Here is an 18,387-nt window from a genome sequence, read left to right on the forward strand (position 1 = left end):
AGCGGCGATGTGACGCGCATCAACACTCGAGAGAACGCGCCCAAACAAACGACGCGGGCGCCGACTAGAAACTTTCTGTTTACTTTGAATCACGCGCGAGTCGCGCTGGCAAGCGCGCGCTCGCGTTCTCAACAGCCTTTCGCCCGGACTGTTGCCCGCAGGACTCACCCTTTCGGCCTGCGCGACGCCGAGCATCGACGCCAATGACCGAACGGCGTCATTGATTTGACCGCATCGGGCGGCGCGCTTAAAATCCGTCCTGAACTGCCGCCCTTAAAAGGGCGGCGCTTTGTTTTTCGAGCTTCCTCTGGCGGGGCCAGCGACGGAAGCATGGAGCAGGGCTTTTGACGTCAGCGCTTTATCCGACCTATCCGCGCGCCGATCTCGCCTTCAAACATGGAGAAGGCGCCTGGCTGATCGCGGAAAACGGGGACCGCTATCTCGACTTCAGCGCGGGCGTCGCGGTGCTGTCGCTCGGCCACAACCATCCGCATCTCGTCGAGACTCTGAAGCGCGCGGCCGAAGAACCCTGGCACGTCTCCAATCTTTTTCGTATCCCGCAGGCTGAGCGCCTCGCCGAGCGGCTCTGCGACGCCACTTTCGCCGATCTGGTCTTTTTCACCAATTCCGGCGCGGAGGCGGTGGAATGCGCGATCAAGACGGCGCGTCGATTCCATGCGGCCAATGGCCAGCCGGAGCGATATCGGCTGATCACCGTCGAAGGCGCCTTCCATGGCCGGACGCTCGCGACCATCGCCGCCGGCGGCAATGCGAAATATCTCGAAGGGTTCGGACCGCCGGTCGAAGGCTTCGATCAGGTCCCCTTCGGCGATTACGACGCCGTCGAGGCGGCGGTCACTGAGGAAACGGCGGGCGTGCTGCTCGAGCCTATTCAGGGAGAGGGCGGCCTGCGCGTCTTTGCGCCCTCGTTTCTGGCGCGGTTGCGGGCGCTCTGCGACGCGCGCGGGCTGCTGCTCGTGGTCGATGAGGTCCAATGCGGCGTCGGCCGCACCGGCAGATTCCTCGCCTGCGACCACGCGGGCGTCGCGCCCGACATCGCAGCGCTGGCCAAGGGGCTGGGCGGCGGATTCCCGCTCGGCGCCTGCCTTGCGACGCGCGAGGCGGCCAAGGGCATGACGCCGGGCGCGCATGGATCCACCTTCGGCGGCAATCCGCTGGCGACGGCGGTCGGCGGCGCGGTGCTCGACGTCGTGCTTGCGGACGGCTTCATGGCGCGCGTCGCTCGGCTCGGCGCGCTGTTGCGCCAGCGGCTCGCGGAGCTCGAAGATCGCTATCCGTCTCTGATCGAAGAAATCCGCGGCGAGGGACTGATGTTCGGCGTCAAGACCCGCATTCCCAACGCCGACTTCGCCGCCGCCGCGCGCGCCGAAGGCCTGTTGACCGTTCTTGCCGGCGACAACGTCGTGCGTCTGTTGCCGCCGCTCATTATCGACGAGAGCGACATTGCGGCTGCGGCGACGCGCCTTTCCGCCGCCTGCGCACGCCTCGCCGCGCCCGCCGAAAAGCTCGGAGCCGCGTGATGACCGCCCATTCGCTGACGCGGCCGCGCAGCTTTCTCGATCTCTCCGATCACTCCGGCGAAGAGCTGCGCCGCATTCTCGATCTCGCCAAATCGCTCAAGGCGCGCCGCGTCAAAGGCGCCGAGCCGAGCGAGCGGCCGCTCGCCGGCAAATATCTCGGCATGGTGTTCGACAAGCCGTCGACCCGCACGCGCGTCTCCTTCGACATCGCGATGCGCGAACTCGGCGGCGAAACGATCATGTTGACCGGCGCCGAAATGCAGCTTGGCCGCGGCGAGACCATCGCCGACACGGCGCGCGTGCTGGCGCGCTTCCTAGACGCGGTCATGGTGCGCATTCTTTCGCATCCCGATCTCATGGAGCTGGCGCGTTTCGGCAATCTGCCGGTCATCAACGGGCTGACCAAGCAGTCGCATCCCTGTCAGGTGATGGCGGACGTCATGACCTTCGAGGAGCATCTTGGCCCGATTCAAGGCCGGACGGTCGCCTGGACCGGCGACGCCAATAATGTGCTCACGAGCTGGGTGCACGCCGCCGGCCGCCTGGGCTTCACGATCAATGTGGCGACGCCTGCCGATTTTGCGCCCTCCGACGAACTCGTCAGCTGGGCGAAAGCCAATGGCGCGAAGATCAATCTGACGCGCGACGCCTATGAAGCCGTGGCCGGCGTCGACGCCGTGATCACGGATTGCTGGGTGTCGATGGGCGACGCGGACGAGGACGAGCGCCGCGCCGCGCTGGCCCCCTATCAGGTCGACTCGAAACTGATGCGCGCGGCCGCGAAACATGCGCTCTTCATGCACTGTCTGCCGGCGCATCGCGGCGAGGAGGTCACCGCGGAAGTGATCGACGGGCCGCAGTCGGTCGTCTTCGACGAAGCCGAGAACCGCCTCCACGCGCAGAAGGGCGTGCTGTGCTGGTGCCTCGCGCCGGGGCAGGTCTGATGCCGCAAGGCGGGGGCCCGGCGCCAAGCCGGCCAGTTGCGCTTCATTCCGAGGATGACCGGGTGCTGCCTTTCGCGGTCGAGGCGCTCGACCTGCGCGGCCGCGTCGTGCGGCTCGGCCCCACGGTCAATTCCATCCTCAGCCATTACGCCTATCCGGCGCAGGTGGCGCGCCTGCTCGGCGAGGCGGTGGCGCTTGCCGCGCTGCTTGGCTCTATCCTTGAATCGCACGGCCGCTTTCAGCTGCAAACGCGCAGCGACGGGCCGGTCGACATGCTCGTCGTCGACTATGACGCGCCGGGGAAGCTGCGCGGCTTCGCCCGCTTCGACGCCGAGCGCGTCGCCGAGACGCGCGCCGCTGCGCCGGCGGCGCTCTTTGGACGCGGCCATCTCGCGCTCACGATCGAGCGCGAGGAAGACGCGGCGCGCTACCAGGGCGTTGTGCCGCTGGAAGGCGAAAGCCTCGCCGAAGCCGCGCATATCTATTTCCGTCAGTCGGAGCAGATCCCTTCTTTCGTCAGACTCGCCGTCGCTGAAAGCGTCACGCCGCAGGGCCGCAGCTGGCGCGCCGGCGGATTGCTCCTGCAATATCTGCCGTCCGGCGGCGCGCGCGCCCGCGATCTTCCGCCAGGCGACGCGCCCGACGGGGCCGAGGAGCTTTCGGTAGATGAAAATGATCATTGGACCGAAGGCCAGGCGCTCGCCGCCACTCTCGAAGATCACGAGCTCGTCGATCCGGCGCTCTCGGGCGAACGCCTGCTCTACCGGCTTTTCCACGAGCGCGGCGTCAAAGTGTTCAATGAACGCTCGGTCGAGGAATTCTGCCGCTGTTCGAGCGAGCGCATCGACAAGCTCTTGCGGAGTTTCTCGCCGCAAGAGCGCAGCGACATGATCGGCGATGACGGCCGCATCGGCGTCACCTGCGAATTCTGCGGAACGCTGCGCAGTTTCGATCCCGCCGACTTCGACTGATCACGCCTTGAGCGGCGCGACGAGCGAAACTCGCGCGCCTTTTCCACGTCCGCTCTCGATCTCAAGAGTCGCGCCCGCGGCGCTGGCGCGTTCGCGCATGCCGGCGACGCCGAAATGATCCGGCGTCGGCGCGTCAGGATCGAAGCCGACCCCATCGTCCTCGATCGTCAGCCGCGCCGCCTCGCCCTCGCTGGTCAGACGGACGCGAACATGGCTCGCGCCGGCGTGCAATTCGATGTTGCGCAGGGACTCGCGCAGCACGCGCGCGCAGAGCTCCTGAACGTCGTGCGGCAGCGCCGCCTCGTCGAACTCCCATTGCGTCTCGACGGTGGGAGGCTGGCCATGTCGCTGCGCCGCAAATTCTTCGACGATCGCGCGCAAGTCGATGTCCTCGCCGCGCGACTTGCGCATCTGCGCGATCGCTTCCCGCGCCTCCTGCAATCCCGAACGCGCCTGCGACTCTAATTCTCGTAGCGCGGTTCTCGCCCGCGCGTCCGTCGTCGTCCTGGCGATGACCCTTACCTGCGCGATCGTCGCCACGATCGAGCGCACCAGCGTGTCGTGCAGATCATGAGCGATGCGCAGCCGTTCATTGGCGATCGCCGCCGCGCGCGCTTCTTCGCGCGCCTTGGCGCGTTCGGCGCGCAGCCGCCGGGACGCGGTGGCGTCGCGGGCGACAGCCTGAAATTCGCCGCCGCCTTCCTCGCCGATGAAACGCACGCTCCATCCGAGCCACCGCAGTGCGCCGCGAGCATCATAGGCGGGCGCCTCGAACGAGACGGGAGCCGCGGACGCCATGTCGAGACGCCAGGGATCGTCTCCCGCGAAGGGCGGAAATAAATCGCCGATCGCGCGCCCGACAAGCGCGTCCTGCGGCGCGCCCAAGAATTCCGCGGCATGGCGATTGGCGTAGATCACCTTGAGGTCGACGCCGAAACGCAGCACGAAGTATCCCGAGGATTCGACCATGTCGCGATAGAGCGCGTCAGCGGCGCGAAGCCGCGCGCGCGCCGCCTCGGCCTGCTGCTGCAGCACTTGCTTCTCGCGGCGCTCCGGCGCGAGCAGCCGCTCGATCTGATCGGCGGCGTAGTCGGGCGTGGTGACGACAAGAAACTCTCGCCGCGCCGCGCGATAGCGGATGGCGATGTTGGCTCTCGCGACGTTCTGCGCCGGCAGACGCATCGAGGGCAGGACGATCTCGCCGCCCTCTCGACGCAGCGCGGCGAAGCTTTCCTCGAAATTCAGCAGCAGCGGCGACGCGCAGGCGGAGTCGCCCTCAGGCGGCAGCCAGTCGCTGAGGCGTCCCAGGCGGCGGAGAACGACGCCGGCGTCGTCGAGAAGCGCGAGACCCAGCCAGCCGTTGGCGAGCGCTTCGGCGAAGGCGTCCTCGGCATGCTGCGGATTCATCGAAGCTCCTCGCCGGAGATTAGCCAAATGCGCGACGCGGCTTTATGGGGAACGAGGTTCTGGAGCAAAGAAATGTCCGTTGAATTTCTCTTCCCGCCGCCACCTTGCCCAAGCGTCGCCATCGCGCAAGACGCGCGGCGTTTTCCGGTGCGGCGGATCTTCTGCATTGCGCTGAATTACGCTGCGCACGCGCGCGAGATGGGCAAGGAGCCTGCGAAAGGCGGCGACGCGGAGCCGCCAGTGTTCTTCGCCAAGCCGGCCGACGCGATCGTCGAGAGCGGCGCAATCATCCCTTATCCGACGCTGACGCATGATCTTCACCACGAGATCGAATTGGTGGCGGCGCTCGGCCGCGGCGGCGCGGATATCCCGGCCTCAAAGGCCCTCGACTGCGTCTTCGGCTACGCCGCCGGCATCGATCTGACGCGGCGTGATCTGCAAACGGCGGCGCGCAACGCCGGCCGGCCCTGGGACATGTCGAAGGGGTTTGATCATTCCGCGCCGATTGGCGCGATCAGCCCCGCGGCCGTCATCGGCCATCCGGCGCGCGGGCGCATCGCGCTCTCGGTGAACGGCGTCCTTCGGCAGGATGGGGATCTCGGCGATCTGATCTGGAGCGTGCCTGAGATCATCGCGGCGCTTTCGCGCAACGTCGCGCTCGCGCCCGGCGATCTCATCTTCACCGGCACGCCCTCGGGCGTCGGCCCCATCCATCCCGGCGACCGGGTCGACGGCGAGGTCGAACATGTCGGGTCCGTGGCCATAAGCATCGGAAAATAGGGCAGGTTGCGCCGGGGAGGCAAACCCGGCTATTTGCAGAAGGGTGAAACGCCTTCGCGCGATCTATCGCAACCGTCGTTGCGCCTCTGCGGAACCGCCCGCGCGCGAGGCTCTGGACATGCCGGTCAATCTTGACCCCGAAGACTGGGACGAATTTCGCGCCGAGAGCCATCGCGCGCTCGACAGGATGCTCGACTATCTACGCGACATCCGTCAGCGCCCGGTCTGGACCGAGCCGAGCGACGAAGCGCGCGAGCGTTTCAAGCGCAACCTTCCTCAGGAGGGCCGCGACCTTTCCGCCGTGCTCGAAGATTTCGACCGGTACATCAAGCCGTTCGCGACCGGCAACACCCATCCGATGTTCATGGGCTGGGCTCAGGGAGCCGGCACGCCGGCCGGGATGATCGCCGAAATGCTCGCCGCCGGCATGAATTCGAACTGCGGCGGACGCAATCACATCGCGATCGACGTCGAGCGCCAGATCGCCGCCTGGATGGCCGAGGCTTTCGGCTTTCCGGCCGACGCGAGCGGCGTCTTCGTCACCGGCACGTCGATCGCCAACTTCCTCTGCCTGCTCGTCGCGCGCGACCAGGCCTATGGCGACAGAGACGTGCGGCTCAACGGGCTCTGCGCGCAATCGGGTCAGCTGATCGCCTATGCGTCCCGCGAAGCGCATAATTGCGTGCGCCAGGCGATGGAGCTCGCGGGGCTCGGCGCGCGCCATCTGCGCCTCATCCCTTCCGACGAGCGCCGGGCGATGAAGATCTCCGATCTTCGCCGCGCCATCGCCGCCGACCGTGCGGCTGGCTTCAGGCCCTTTCTGATCGTCGGCACGGCGGGGACGGTCGACGCTGGCGCGATCGACCCGCTCGATCGGCTCGCGGACGTCGCGCACACCGAAGACATGTGGTTCCATGTCGACGGCGCTTTCGGCGCGCTGGCGGCGCTCTCGCCGGCGCTGAAACCCCTGGTCAAGGGGCTGGAGCGCGCCGACAGCGTCGCCTTCGACTTCCATAAATGGCTGCATGTTCCCTATGACGCGGGCTTCTTTCTGGTTCGCGACAAGGAAGCCCATAAGCGCGCCTTTGCGGCCAACGCCGCCTATCTGACGCGCGCGCCCCGCGGGCTTGCGGCGGGCGACACCTGGCCCTGCGATCTCGGCCCCGACCTGTCGCGCAGCTTTCGCGCGCTTAAAACCTGGATCACCATCGAAACCTTCGGCGTCAGGCGCCTTGGCCAATGCATCGAGCAGACTTGCCGCATGGCGAAACGTCTCGAAACCTGGATCGCGCAGTCGGACAGTTTCGTTCTGCGCGCGCCGGTGACGCTCAACATCGTCTGCTTCGGCGTCAAGGATGACGACGACGGTTCGCTGGCGCGCGAAATCGTCATGGAGCTGCATGAGCGCGGCGAGGCGGCGCCGTCGCTGACCATTCTCGACGGCGTTCCGGCGATCCGCGCCGCGATCATCAATCACCGGACCGAGGCGCGCGACATCGACGCCTTCACGGAATTTCTGGAGGCGGCGCTGCGCCGCGCCCGCAAGGAGCCGCATGATTTCGGCGCGCTCGTCGAGCCGCACGGGCCAGGCAAGACCCGGCTATCCGAGGATTGACGCGGCGCTTGTCGTGAGCCTGTCACAATTCGCCGGGCTGTCTTTTAGAACTGTCCCGTGAGCGCCGCCATGATGAGAGACCGCATCGCCAAACCGCCCAACGCCGACATCCCCGGATGTCTCTGGTTCGTGCGGTTTAGCGGCGCGGGCGAGGCCGAAGCCGGCACGCTCGTAGACTTCGAAAACATCGGCGCGCCGCGCGAGGGATTCGTGTGGCTGCACATGGATCTTGCCGATGTGCGCACGCGGCCGCTGCTGGCGCGCATCGCGGCGCTTTCCGAAGACGCGCGCGGCTCGCTATGCGATCCGGTGGACCACCAGCATCTCGAATATTCGGAAGGGATGGTGAGCGGCGCGCTGCTCGATTACGAGCGGGATCTGAGCGGACCGACGTCCCGCACCGACTATGTCCGCTTCGCCTCGGGCGCGAGCTTTTTCATCAGCGCGCGCAGACTGCCGATGGACAGCGTCGAGGCGACGCGCGTCGCCATCGACCGTGGCGCGCGCCTGACGTCGCCGATCCATCTCTTCGAACTGCTGACCGATGCGCTGATCGACGGGCTGGCGCGAAAGGCCGCCGAACTCGGCGCGGCGTTCGATCGGGTGGAGGACCGCATCATCGATCAGCGCGGCCGGCAGGCGAGGCCCGCGCTCAGCGCCGCGCGCCGCGACGCGGTGCGTCTCGCGCGCCAGATCAGCGGCCTGTCGGCGACGGTGGCGCGGTTGGAGGCGATCGAAGAGGAGGTCGGCGAACAGCGGGACAATGACCTTCGCGAAGCGGCCGCAAGGCTCGTTCAGCATGCCGGCGCGCTGACGCAGGACGTCACGAGCCTTCAGGAGCGCGCCCGTCTGCTGCAGGATGAGCTGAACGCCATCCTCAGCCTGGAGACGAACGACCGGCTCTACGCGCTGACGGTGACGACGATGCTGCTGCTGCCGGCGACCTTCGTCACCGGCTATTTCGGCATGAACACGAAGAATCTGCTCTTCGCCGAGGACGAGAACGGCACGTTCTACGCGACGATCCTTTGCGTGCTCGCCTCGGCGACGGCGTTTTTCCTGATGCGCCGCTGGGGACTCGCCGGCGCGCCCGAGAGCGAGGACCAGAAGCCCGCGACGCGCGCCGATCGACCGGCCGACAGGAGCTTTTGACGCTGGCTGAACGGCGTCTCGGGGTTTACAGGCGCGCGCGCGCCCCCTAATTTCCGCGCCGACCGGGGCGAGCCCGCCCGCTGAATTCAATTGGGAAATCCATGCGCGCCGAACCGCTTGCGCTGAAAGCCGACATCGAGCAGTCCATCGGACTGCTAAGGAGGCATCTTTGACGTCGACGCCTCGCAGCGGCGTCTCGCCGAACTGAACGTCAGGGCCGAAGACCCCGCTCTCTGGAACGATCCCGAAACCGCGCAGAAGCTGATGCGCGAGCGCACCCAGCTCGAAGAGCAGATGGGCGCGCTCTCGAGCCTCGAGCGCCAGCTCGAGGACGCGCTGACGCTCGTCGAACTCGGCGAGGCGGAAGGCGACGCCGAAACCGAAAAGGAAGGCGTCGAGGCGCTGAAAAGCATCCTCAAGACGGCCCGCGCGCGTCAGATCGAGGCGCTTTTTTCTGGCGAAGCCGACGCCAACGACACCTTCATCGAGGTTCATTCCGGCGCCGGTGGCACCGAGAGCCAGGATTGGGCGCGCATGCTATTCCGCATGTACGCCCGATGGGGCGAGCGCCACAAATTCAAGGTCGAGGTGATCGAGGAGACGCCTGGCGAAGAGGCCGGCATCAAGTCGGGCACGATTCTCGTCAAGGGCCATAACGCCCACGGCTGGGCGAAGACCGAGTCGGGGGTGCATCGACTGGTGCGAATTTCACCCTTCGATTCAAACGCGCGCCGCCACACGAGCTTCGCTTCGGTGTGGGTCTATCCCGTGGTCGACGACCGTATCGAGGTGAACGTCAACGAATCGGACTGCCGTATAGACACGTATCGATCGTCGGGCGCGGGCGGCCAGCACGTCAATACCACTGACTCAGCTATCCGCATCACCCATATTCCGACCGGCATCGTGGTCGCCTGTCAGGCCGAGCGCTCGCAGCACAAGAATCGCGCGACCGCCTGGAACATGCTGCGCGCCAGGCTTTATGAACTCGAGCTCGAAAAACGCGAGGCCGAGGCGAACAAGGTCGCCGCCTCGAAGACCGAGATCGGCTGGGGCCATCAGATCCGCAGCTATGTGCTGCAGCCCTACCAGCTGGTGAAGGACCTGCGCACCGGCTTCACGTCAGGCACGCCTTCGGACGTGCTCGACGGCGAACTGGACGATTTCATGCAGGCCTCTCTGGCGCAACGTATATACGGCGGCGGTCCGGAGAAGGTCGAGGACGTCGAGTAGGGGCGCTTACGCCCATTTTTCTACCGTGAGCCCGGGGATGTCGTCAAAATCCTCGGTGTTAGCCGCGACCAGCGTGAGGCCGAGGCCGAGCGCCTGCGCCGCGATCATACGATCGAGCATGCGGCGGCGCTTCGGCTCGACCCTGCGCAGCAGCGTGCCATAGGCCTCGGCCGCCGCTTGATCGAACGGCAGCACATCCAACGTCTCGGCAAGGAGCGCGATATTTTCCGCAATCCGTCCGTCGTTCTCAGCGCCCGCCAGCGCCTCGGCGAGACTGATCGCCGAAATCGCGACGTCGCCGATCTCCAGCGCGGAGAGTCGATCGAGCACGCCCGGCAGGCCGAGCGCCGCCGCGATGACGACATTCGTGTCGAGCAGATAGCGCGCCATGGCGCTAGTGGACGTCAAAGAGCCGCTTGGGCGGCTTGAATTCTGGGCGCGCGATAGAGGCGGCGGCGGGCGCGGCTTTGAGCCTCGCGACGAGGCTCGCCATGTCGAGGCGGGCTGGAGTCACCACGAGACTGTTCCCCTGGCGCCGTACGACGACTTCCGTGCCTTCCTCGAAGGCGATTCCCCGTGGCAGTCTCACCGCCAGGCTGTTGCCCGATTTGAAGATGCGAGTCGCGCTCATGACGCGAGCGTGACAGCGATTCCGCCGATCGTCAACATGTGTATATATTTTTTCTGGGAGGGCCCGCCGAGCCTGGTTTTTACGCCGGCCTTGTCCGCCTCTTACGGCTGCTCGCAAATTGCTTGGCTCAAAGGCGCGTTCGACTTGATCCACGCTCGTTGCGCATGCTATCTGCGGCGCGCCACGCGTGCGCCGCGGAGAGGTGGCTGAGTGGTTGAAAGCACCGCACTCGAAATGCGGCATACGGGCAACTGTATCGGGGGTTCGAATCCCTCCCTCTCCGCCAGACATCTTCCAAGCCATTGATAACGAAGGAACCTGAGGAAACTCAGGGCCTTCAGCCTTCTCGCTGCTACACAAAGCTGCTACACAGAAGGCATGGAAGACGTGCGTAAGTATCCGGGGCTGAAGCTGCGTGGCACGACCTATTATCTGCGGGTCCGGGTTCCTGCCGACTTGCTGGAAGCCTACGCTCCAAAGACGGAGATATGGCGCAGCTTAAGGACCAAGAGCTATGATGACGCCGTTCCTCAGTGGCGAGTTGCGAGGCTCAAGCTCGATCAGGAGTTCGACGAAGACAGGGCGCGATTAAAAGCCGCGCAAGAGGGTGGAACCGCCCAGCGTGTCCTCAGTGACACCGAGGTAGAGCGACTTGCGGAAATCTACTTCTTCCAAAGGATCGGCTGGGACGCAGCGAACCGCCTAAACGGCTTCTCGAATGAGAAGTTCGAGGAGCTAAGCGCCAATGTGGACGAAGCCCTGTCCGAGTTTCGCCGTGGCATAGCCCGGAACGACTTAGAAGAGGTTAAGCCGGAAATTGAAGAGTTTCTGGTAGTTCACCCCGAAGTCAACATTCGGAAGGGGACGGACTCATACAGGCGGCTTGCTCAAGCGATCTACAAGGCGAACATTCGTTCACTTGAATTCATCAAGGCCCGGAACGAAGGGCAGATTGTTGAGAAGCCGAAGCTGGAGCCTTTGAAGACGAATGCCCTGCTGTTGTCGCAAGCTTTCGATCGGTGGCGCATAGAGCACCAAGGTCCACAGAAGACCGCCAATGAGTTTCTCGCTCAAATTCGACGGTTCGTCTCGTTGCACGGTGATCTACCGATTGACCGCATCACCAAGGCGCATGTTCGAGAGTTCAAGGACGCGATGTTGAAGTGGCCGGCGAACCTGTCCAATGCTGACAGGAGGCGTCCGGTTCCTGAGCTTCTAGCAGCCTATGAAGGGCAGGAAGTTCCCCGGCTGTCGCCAAAGACCATCAACGAGAAGTGCTTAGCGCCGCTAAAGGCTATCCTTGCTCACTGTGAAAACGATGGACTGATCGAGAGCAACCCAGCGGTTGGGATCAGGGCGAAGGAGCCTAAGCTAACTGAGGTCTCACGTCTTCCCTACTCGGACGAAGACGTACGGACCATTCTGTCATTCCCGATCTTCACGAAGAATGTTCGGCCAGACGGTGGGGGCGGAGAAGCTGCGAAGTGGATACCGCTGATAGCCATGTTCTCAGGGGCGAGGCTTGAAGAGATTGCGACGCTTCGGCGGGAAGACATCGGCGTTGACGAAGGCGTTCACTTCATGCGGCTGACGGGGCGCGTCAAGAACGCGGCCTCCCGAAGGAAAATACCGATCCACTCACAACTGAATGAGTTAGGATTCCTACGGTATGTCGAGAGCATCGGGGCTGGATCGATCTTCCCGCTTCTCGACGGGCAGAGCGAGAAGGTCTCTCACGGTTGGTCCAAGTGGTGGAGCCGATATGCCAGAGCGAACGGCATGACGGACAAGCGTAAGGTGTTCCACTCCTTCAGACACACTGTGAAGAAGAAAATGCGAGATGCTGGCGTTGATAAGACGCTCCGCGACGCGGTCATGGGACACACAGCGGAAGACGAAGCCGAACGGTATGGGAGGGACGAAGACGGACTCGGGTTCGCCTTAGTCCGACTCTCGCAAGCCTTAGAGGCGGTTAGTTATCCTGTGAGTTTTGAGGAGCTTCGAGTGTGTGCGCGGAGCACGAGCAAACTAACCTGACCATTCAGCCATGCACTGATCTGCTTCTTGAACCGCATAGGACCAAGTCTCTCGCATCCGCAGGTCCTAAAGGACCAACATTGCCGAATGTGCGAATGCGGATTACGATTTTACATTAAGGCCCTTTGCATCGCTATTGGACATCTTCATGGCTTTTGAGCATCCTTCACAAGCAGACCGTGCTCCACAAACGGAGAAGATTGCGGCTGCTGCGGCAAGAACCGCTTCAGCCACCGCGGCGAGCGAGAGTCTCACGTTGGCAGCCGTCAACGGAGTGTGGTCTGAAACTTGGGTCTCACTCAATCAGCTGGCGGCACACTTCGTAATATTGTGTGCAATTACGCTCACAGTGTACGGCGGACACATTGTGAACCACTGGATTCAAAAACCTCACGGTCTGATACTTTTTGAAAGTGCGGACAGCTATAAGATCCCTCTGGATTGGGTCTTAGGTGTTGGTGAGGCAGTTGTCTTTGCCAGATTCTTCTATAAGAGCTGGAATATATTCAACCATTAGGAGAATTCGCTGTGCGCAATGTTAACAACGTATTTGTTCTGACGCTCGGCGGCGAAGCGGTAGGTTATCTCCGCACGTTCTTCAGTGGGGTGTTTGTTGCTAGTGTTCTGTTTACAGTTTATGGGCGGTTGTTCAGAGACTTAAATAGCATTGAAGTATACATCGATCCTAAGACGAATGATGCTTTAATCATAGGACACGCATTTTATCCATTAATAGAGACGTTATTTGCGATAGCTATCGGCAACTTAATATATTATTTCAGTCGTGTTCACGCTGTTGGTTGGCTTTTTATGTTAATCTTATTCGTGCTTGCGGCTATTGAAATTGTTATTATGCATCAATTTGTTCTGATATTGCCGGTTGTGTTGTACAGTCCTTGGCTGCTCGAGGTCTTCGCAACAGGCATGAGTCAAAGTGCGGCCATGAGAACGCATGCCCGAAAGCTGTGAGCACAACTTTGAGAGTTTTCTGCCGAGACGCCAGCGAAACCACTTTCACCACCACACAGTGTCCTTTATCGACTTTTTTGAAGCAGGGTATGCCGGGGTTAAATCCTCAGGATACCTATCGCTGGAAGGACCCGTTAAGGCGGGGTGATTCCGGTGAAGCGGGCGCGCTGCGGTTGGCTGCGGGAAGCCAAGGCGTCCTTGGTCGCCAACGTGAACCAAGGGCCGCGCCCTTGGCTGTGAGCGCCTTGGCTGGGCGATGGAGAATAGGGGGCAGCGAGAAAAGAACACAGCCTCGCCGCGACCTTACTCGGCCTTCACACACTTGCCGTCCAGACACATCATCCGGAAGTCGATGCCGGGACCTAAGGTTGCCGTAGGACAATCCTGCGGCGTTCAGCCCTGACCTCGTTAGAGTTGATGCACAGCTTCTTCCCCGCATTCTGCGTCAAAAAATCACAAATGAGAAAAGGCAAGCCGCATCGACCAACGGTTGCCGTGGAGCTTCGTCACCGCGTCAAGCCTCGCCGCTAGGGGATGCGAAAGCTCTTACGGTCATTCCCTGTCAATGGCGGCGACAAAATGTGCATGAAGGCGGCGTAAAAGTGTACCGGTCTGGTTTCGAGAAAAGGGCCGTGCGGCCCTTGTAGTTTAGTTGTCGCGCGCGTTGAGGCGCGCGGAGCGTAGCGCAGCGCGGCTCAATGCGCGCGAGGGGTTCAGTTCTCCGTGTCGGCGCCTCCCTTTTCGATTGGGGGCGCGTTGGCGAGATCGCGGTTTCGCCGTTGCGCTTTCTTTGCGGTCGCGAGTCGATAGCTCTCGCCGTTCAGTGCGCCCCGATGGCGCGTATCGCCAGTGGAGGAAGGTTCCACCCAGATAATTGTCGATTGGTCTGGTAGCTGACGAGCGGTTGGGTTGGGTAACTGGCCGGACTGAAGCCTCGTGACAAAGGCCGCCTTGGGCGGTCGAGCAATCCGACGGGCCATAACGTGAGTGAAGCCTGAGCAGGCCTCGAAAGTGAAATCGCGGATGCCGACCCGACTGAATGACGGGGAAGGCTGCACGACTGGGCAAGTAATCGACGCATGCCCCCAGTCGATCCGCCGGGGTAATGGGCATGGCACGCCGGGAAGGTGATACGGGCAACGGGGGAGACCCGTTCTGGACGAGGTCAGTGACCTCTACGTCGTCTTTCAGGGCGGCGGTCCAAGCGGGAGTCGGACGGGGTCATAGTACTGTCGAAGCCGGGTAATGCCGGGGGAGGGAAGGACCCCGACTTTTGGCATGCTTTTGAAGATGGGAAGGTGTGGTGATTGGCGATGAACCTTGAAACACCGTTGAATATCCGGACCCTTCAGAGAAAGCTCTACTGTAAAGCGAAGGCCGAACCCGCTTTCCGCTTCTACCTGCTCTACGACAAGATATGTCGGGAGGACATTCTTTTCCACGCATACCGGTTGGCTCGCGCGAATCGCGGGGCTCCGGGGGTGGACGGGATTACGTTCGCGATGATCGAGGCGGAGGGGCTGGAGAAGTGGTTATCGGACTTGCGGATGGATCTCGCAGCGAAGACGTATAAGGCAGCGCCGGTGCGCAGGGTAATGATCCCGAAGCCCGGGGGTGGAGAACGGCCACTCGGCATCCCGACGATCCGGGACCGCGTGGTACAAACAGCCGCCAAGCTTCTCCTTGAGCCGATCTTCGAAGCGGACCTGGAAGAGAATGTCTATGGATATCGTCCGAGGCGAAGCGCAACGAACGCTATCAAGGAAGTGCACCGGCTGATTTGCCGGGGCTACACGGATGTGGTCGATGCCGATCTCGCCAAGTTCTTCGATACGATCCCTCATGGCGCACTGATGCAGTCAGTCGCTCGCCGGATCGTTGATCGAGACGTCCTCCATCTAGTCAAGATGTGGCTGACGACTCCGGTCGAGGAGCAAGGCGCGAACGGTAAGAAGGCCATTTCTGGTGGAAAATCGAACAAGCGCGGCACCCCTCAAGGCGGGGTGATTAGCCCACTGCTCAGTAACCTGTACATGAACCGGTTCCTGAAGCACTGGCGGCTGACAGGGCGCTCGGATGCATTCTCCGCAAAAGTCGTCGCCTACGCGGACGACTTTGTCATTCTGAGCCACGGGCATGCGCGCGCGGCCTTGGAATGGACGAGAGGTGTGATGACCAAACTGGGGTTGACCGTCAATGAGACCAAAACCTCGGTGAGGGACGCTCGGCGAGAGCGGTTCGATTTTCTTGGCTATGCGTTCGGACCACATCACTTTCGGAAGGATGGCCATTGGTATCTCGGCGCCAGCCCATCAAGGAAGAGCACTCAAAAGATCAAGGACAAGGTTGGATCGATGCTACGACGTGGCGATAGCCGCCCCCTGGACGAGATCGTTTTAGACCTGAACCGAGTCCTTCGGGGATGGGCGAATTACTTCTCGGTGGGGACGCGTGTGCCGGCGTACCGGGCGATCGACAATCACGTCTATGATCGGATGCGGAACTTCCTCGCGAGACGGCACAAGGTAGGCACACGCGGCAGTCGTCGGTTCTCTCGGAGCCTCGTGTTCGGAGAAATCGGCGTGCTCCAAATGGCGAGCGTCTACTACCAGTCGCGACCGACAGCTTTGTAGTGAAGTCAATCGGAGAGCCGGATGCCGGAAATCGGCACGTCCGGTTCGATGAGCGGGGACGGGAAACGGGGTATCGGCCAATCGGCCATACTACCGCGCCCGTCTTCGACTCTACTTTCCAAAATGTGGACGTGATGGGTGAGACGATCGAGCAGCGCGCCGGTGAGACGTTCCGACCCAAAGACGGACGTCCATTCATCGAAGGGCAGATTGCTGGTCACCAGCGTCGCGCCGCGTTCGTAACGCTGGCTGAAGACTTCGAAGAGCAGCTCGGAGCCGACCGCCGTGAACGGCACATAGCCCAGCTCGTCAACAATCAGCAGTTTGACGGTGTTGAGATGCTTTTGCAGCGCGCGCAGGCGGCGCTCGTCACGCGCCTCCATCAGTTCGTGCACAAGAGCCGCGGCGGAGGTGAACGCGACGCTGAAGCCCTTCTGGCAGGCGGCGAGCCCCAGAGCGAGCGCGACATGGGTCTTGCCGGTTCCGGATGGGCCCAGGGCGATGCAGTTCTGCCGTTTCTCGATCCATTCGCACCGCGCCAGCTCCAGCACCAGCGGCTTGTTGAGGGAGGGCTGGTTGGTAAAGTCGAAGGTGTCGAGGCTTTTGACCTGCGTAAAGCGCGCGAGGCGAATGCGGCGCTCGACATTGCGCCGCTCGCGATCAATGCGCTCCAGTTCGCAAAGGCGCAGCAGATAGCGCGGGTAATCGGCGCGGTCCTGCGCCGACTCCAGCGCCACCTTCTCATATTCGCGCGCGAAGGTGGGAAGCTTCAGCGCCTTGAGGTGATTGCCCAGCAGCACCTGTGGCGAGACGACCGTTTGCGAGCCCAGCTCATGCGAAGCAGTCATGCCGGACCTCCCGCGGTCGTCTCCATGACGCCCATGATCACGCCCACGTTGGCGACAAGCCCGAGATAGGCGCGCGGATCCGTCGCGCCGACCGTGGCCGCTGGCAGGTAGGGGTAGAAGGTCAGATCGAGCCGCGCGGGCCGGTTCTCCAGCCTGGCCAGCAGCAGCATCTTCACGGCGTCGAAGCTGATCGCGCCAAGACGCAGCGCCTCTGCAACCGCCTGTTCGACCTGATGCTGATGAAAATCCTCCATCAGCCGCAGCACCTGGATAAACTCGCGGCGCCCGCTGTTCCCCATGCGCGCCTCCATCAGCCGCCGCAGGCGATGCACGCAGTCAGGCAGACGCCAATCGTCGAGCGGCGCGGCCTGATCGAGCGCCCGGCTCTTGTGCTCGAGCAAGGCGAGATAATGCAGCGGGTTGTAGATGAACTCGGCCTTGTCGTAGCTGCGCGCATGCACGGCGATGGTCTCGCCGCCGCAGACGATCTCGACCCGATCGACATAGCCCTTGGCCAGCACCTCCCGATGGCCGTAGCGCGTCGGGACCGAGTAATCATTGTTGCGGTAGCGCACCAGCGCCATCGACGACACGCGCGTCGCAACCTTGTGACAGGCGTCATAGGGAGCCCGCGGCGTCGGCAGGAACGCCGCCATATCCGCCTGCATGCGTTCGCCGATCGACGTCGAATGACCACGCAGGATCGCCTGCCGGCGTTTCGTGCAGGCGTCCAGGAACCTCGCGTTCAGCGCCTCGAAACTCTCCGTCACGGGCAGCGGCGTCATGAAGTTGCGCCGGACATAACCGACAAGCCCCTCGACCTTGCCCTTGTCGTTCCCCTTGCCGGGCCGGCCAAAGCGATCGGCAAAAAGATAGTGGCTCTGGAGTTCCGCAAACATCTGCGAACGCAGACGCTCTCCACCCTTCACGATCCTCGCGACCGCGAGACGGGTATTGTCGTAAAGAATGGACTGCGGGACGCCGCCGAAAAAAGCGAACGCCGCGACATGGCCGTCGCAGAAGGCTTCCGCCGTCTCTCCGCCGGATAGGCCTTGACGAAGCAGCCGTCCGAATGCGGCAGGTCCATGCAAAAATAATGAAAGCAGACCTTCTTGCCGGCGATGTAACCGTCCGCCTGACCAAAATCCGCCTGCGCATGCCCCGGTCGATGGCTGAGCGGAATAAACATCTCCCGCGACCGCAACTGCGCCTGCGCCTGCGCCTGCGCGACATATTCCCGGACGATCGTGTAGCCGCCGGAAAACCCTTCTTCGTCCCGCAGCCGTTCGAATATCCGCTGCGCCGTGTGCCGCTGCTTGGCGTGAACAAGCCGGTCATCCGCCAGGACCTTGTCGATCCAGCCCATATACGGCCCCAGCTTCTTCGAGATCGGTCGCTCCCGGCGCCGATAACCCGGCGGGACCGAATATTGGAGCATCTTCATGATCGTGTTGCGGTGCACGCCAAAGCGCCTGGCCGCTTCCCGACGGCTCAGCCCTTCCGCCATCACCGCGAGTCTCACTCGGGCATAGAGTTCCACTGTGAACATCCTTTCGGCCTCTCCATGCCAGTCGATGACATCGAGTTGGGCCTAGCAGGACCGGTACACTTTTGCGCCGCCGTCAA

At 62.9% G+C, this 18,387-nt stretch carries 15 protein-coding genes, 1 tRNA gene and 1 pseudogene; 12 read left to right on the forward strand and 5 right to left on the reverse strand.

What is annotated here, in order from left to right:
• Positions 1 to 344 precede the first annotated feature (344 nt).
• From AC0X69_RS12565 to AC0X69_RS12575, 3 genes are read left to right on the forward strand one after another with little or no spacing between them, the layout of a single operon-like run.
• Complete coding sequence (locus AC0X69_RS12565) at positions 345 to 1,541, forward strand: aspartate aminotransferase family protein (RefSeq protein ID WP_482608073.1); 1,197 nt, start codon at positions 345 to 347, stop codon at positions 1,539 to 1,541.
• Positions 1,541 to 2,485, forward strand: a complete 945-nt coding sequence (gene argF, locus AC0X69_RS12570; protein WP_482608075.1) for an ornithine carbamoyltransferase — start codon at positions 1,541 to 1,543, stop codon at positions 2,483 to 2,485. Before AC0X69_RS12565 ends, argF begins: the two co-directional genes overlap by 1 nt.
• Positions 2,485 to 3,456, forward strand: a complete 972-nt coding sequence (locus AC0X69_RS12575) for an Hsp33 family molecular chaperone (protein ID WP_482608077.1) — start codon at positions 2,485 to 2,487, stop codon at positions 3,454 to 3,456. Before argF ends, AC0X69_RS12575 begins: the two co-directional genes overlap by 1 nt.
• Here AC0X69_RS12575 and AC0X69_RS12580 read toward each other — a convergent pair whose 3' ends face one another.
• Positions 3,457 to 4,863, reverse strand: a complete 1,407-nt coding sequence (locus AC0X69_RS12580; RefSeq protein WP_482608079.1) for a sensor histidine kinase — start codon at positions 4,861 to 4,863, stop codon at positions 3,457 to 3,459.
• A 72-nt stretch (positions 4,864 to 4,935) separates the two neighbouring features.
• On the opposite strand from AC0X69_RS12580, the gene AC0X69_RS12585 reads away from it, so the two are divergent.
• From AC0X69_RS12585 to prfB, 4 genes are all read left to right on the forward strand, one after another.
• Positions 4,936 to 5,643, forward strand: a complete 708-nt coding sequence (locus AC0X69_RS12585) for a fumarylacetoacetate hydrolase family protein (protein WP_482608081.1) — start codon at positions 4,936 to 4,938, stop codon at positions 5,641 to 5,643.
• Positions 5,644 to 5,761: 118 nt separating this feature from the next.
• Entirely contained in the window at positions 5,762 to 7,258 is a 1,497-nt protein-coding gene (locus tag AC0X69_RS12590; protein WP_482608083.1) for a pyridoxal phosphate-dependent decarboxylase family protein, read from the forward strand.
• 69 nt (positions 7,259 to 7,327) lie between these two features.
• On the forward strand, positions 7,328 to 8,410 hold the full coding sequence (locus tag AC0X69_RS12595) for a CorA family divalent cation transporter (RefSeq protein WP_482608085.1): 1,083 nt from the start codon (positions 7,328 to 7,330) through the stop codon (positions 8,408 to 8,410).
• 101 nt (positions 8,411 to 8,511) lie between these two features.
• Positions 8,512 to 9,643 (forward strand): peptide chain release factor 2 gene (gene prfB / locus AC0X69_RS12600; RefSeq protein ID WP_482608086.1). Its coding sequence is split into 2 segments (ribosomal slippage): positions 8,512 to 8,580 and positions 8,582 to 9,643, totalling 1,131 coding nucleotides; the frame shifts between segments, so codons are not numbered across the junction.
• Between the two features lie 6 nt (positions 9,644 to 9,649).
• Here the strand turns inward: prfB and AC0X69_RS12605 are convergent.
• Positions 9,650 to 10,051, reverse strand: coding sequence for a type II toxin-antitoxin system VapC family toxin (locus AC0X69_RS12605; RefSeq protein ID WP_482608087.1), 402 nt, complete (start codon positions 10,049 to 10,051; stop codon positions 9,650 to 9,652).
• Positions 10,038 to 10,274 carry an antitoxin gene (locus AC0X69_RS12610; protein ID WP_482608089.1) on the reverse strand — a complete coding sequence of 79 codons (237 nt, stop codon included), beginning with the start codon at positions 10,272 to 10,274 and terminating at the stop codon, positions 10,038 to 10,040. The genes AC0X69_RS12605 and AC0X69_RS12610 overlap by 14 nt, the downstream gene beginning before the upstream one ends.
• A 196-nt stretch (positions 10,275 to 10,470) precedes the next feature.
• Here AC0X69_RS12610 and AC0X69_RS12615 point away from each other — a divergent pair.
• The 5 genes from AC0X69_RS12615 to ltrA all read left to right on the forward strand — a co-directional run bounded on the left by AC0X69_RS12615 (position 10,471) and on the right by ltrA (position 15,913).
• Positions 10,471 to 10,560, forward strand: a tRNA-Ser gene (locus AC0X69_RS12615).
• 92 nt (positions 10,561 to 10,652) lie between these two features.
• Entirely contained in the window at positions 10,653 to 12,311 is a 1,659-nt protein-coding gene (locus AC0X69_RS12620; protein WP_482608091.1) for a DUF6538 domain-containing protein, read from the forward strand.
• Between the two features lie 148 nt (positions 12,312 to 12,459).
• The gene (locus AC0X69_RS12625; protein WP_482608093.1) at positions 12,460 to 12,828 is read left to right on the forward strand and encodes a hypothetical protein; all 369 of its coding nucleotides are present in this window, start codon (positions 12,460 to 12,462) and stop codon (positions 12,826 to 12,828) included.
• Between the two features lie 11 nt (positions 12,829 to 12,839).
• Positions 12,840 to 13,280: a hypothetical protein gene (locus AC0X69_RS12630; protein ID WP_482608095.1), complete on the forward strand. Its 441-nt coding sequence runs from the start codon at positions 12,840 to 12,842 to the stop codon at positions 13,278 to 13,280.
• 1,313 nt (positions 13,281 to 14,593) lie between these two features.
• Entirely contained in the window at positions 14,594 to 15,913 is a 1,320-nt protein-coding gene (gene ltrA / locus AC0X69_RS12635) for a group II intron reverse transcriptase/maturase (RefSeq protein ID WP_482613388.1), read from the forward strand.
• A 5-nt stretch (positions 15,914 to 15,918) separates the two neighbouring features.
• Here the strand turns inward: ltrA and istB are convergent, their stop codons facing one another.
• Positions 15,919 to 16,761, reverse strand: a complete 843-nt coding sequence (istB, locus tag AC0X69_RS12640) for an IS21-like element helper ATPase IstB (protein ID WP_482608097.1) — start codon at positions 16,759 to 16,761, stop codon at positions 15,919 to 15,921.
• Positions 16,758 to 18,310 (reverse strand): annotated as a pseudogene (istA, locus tag AC0X69_RS12645) (IS21 family transposase). The gene istB and the pseudogene istA overlap by 4 nt, the downstream one beginning before the upstream one ends.
• Between the last annotated feature and the right edge of the window lie 77 nt (positions 18,311 to 18,387).

The sequence above is a fragment of the Methylocystis sp. Uni0008 genome (assembly GCF_056838045.1).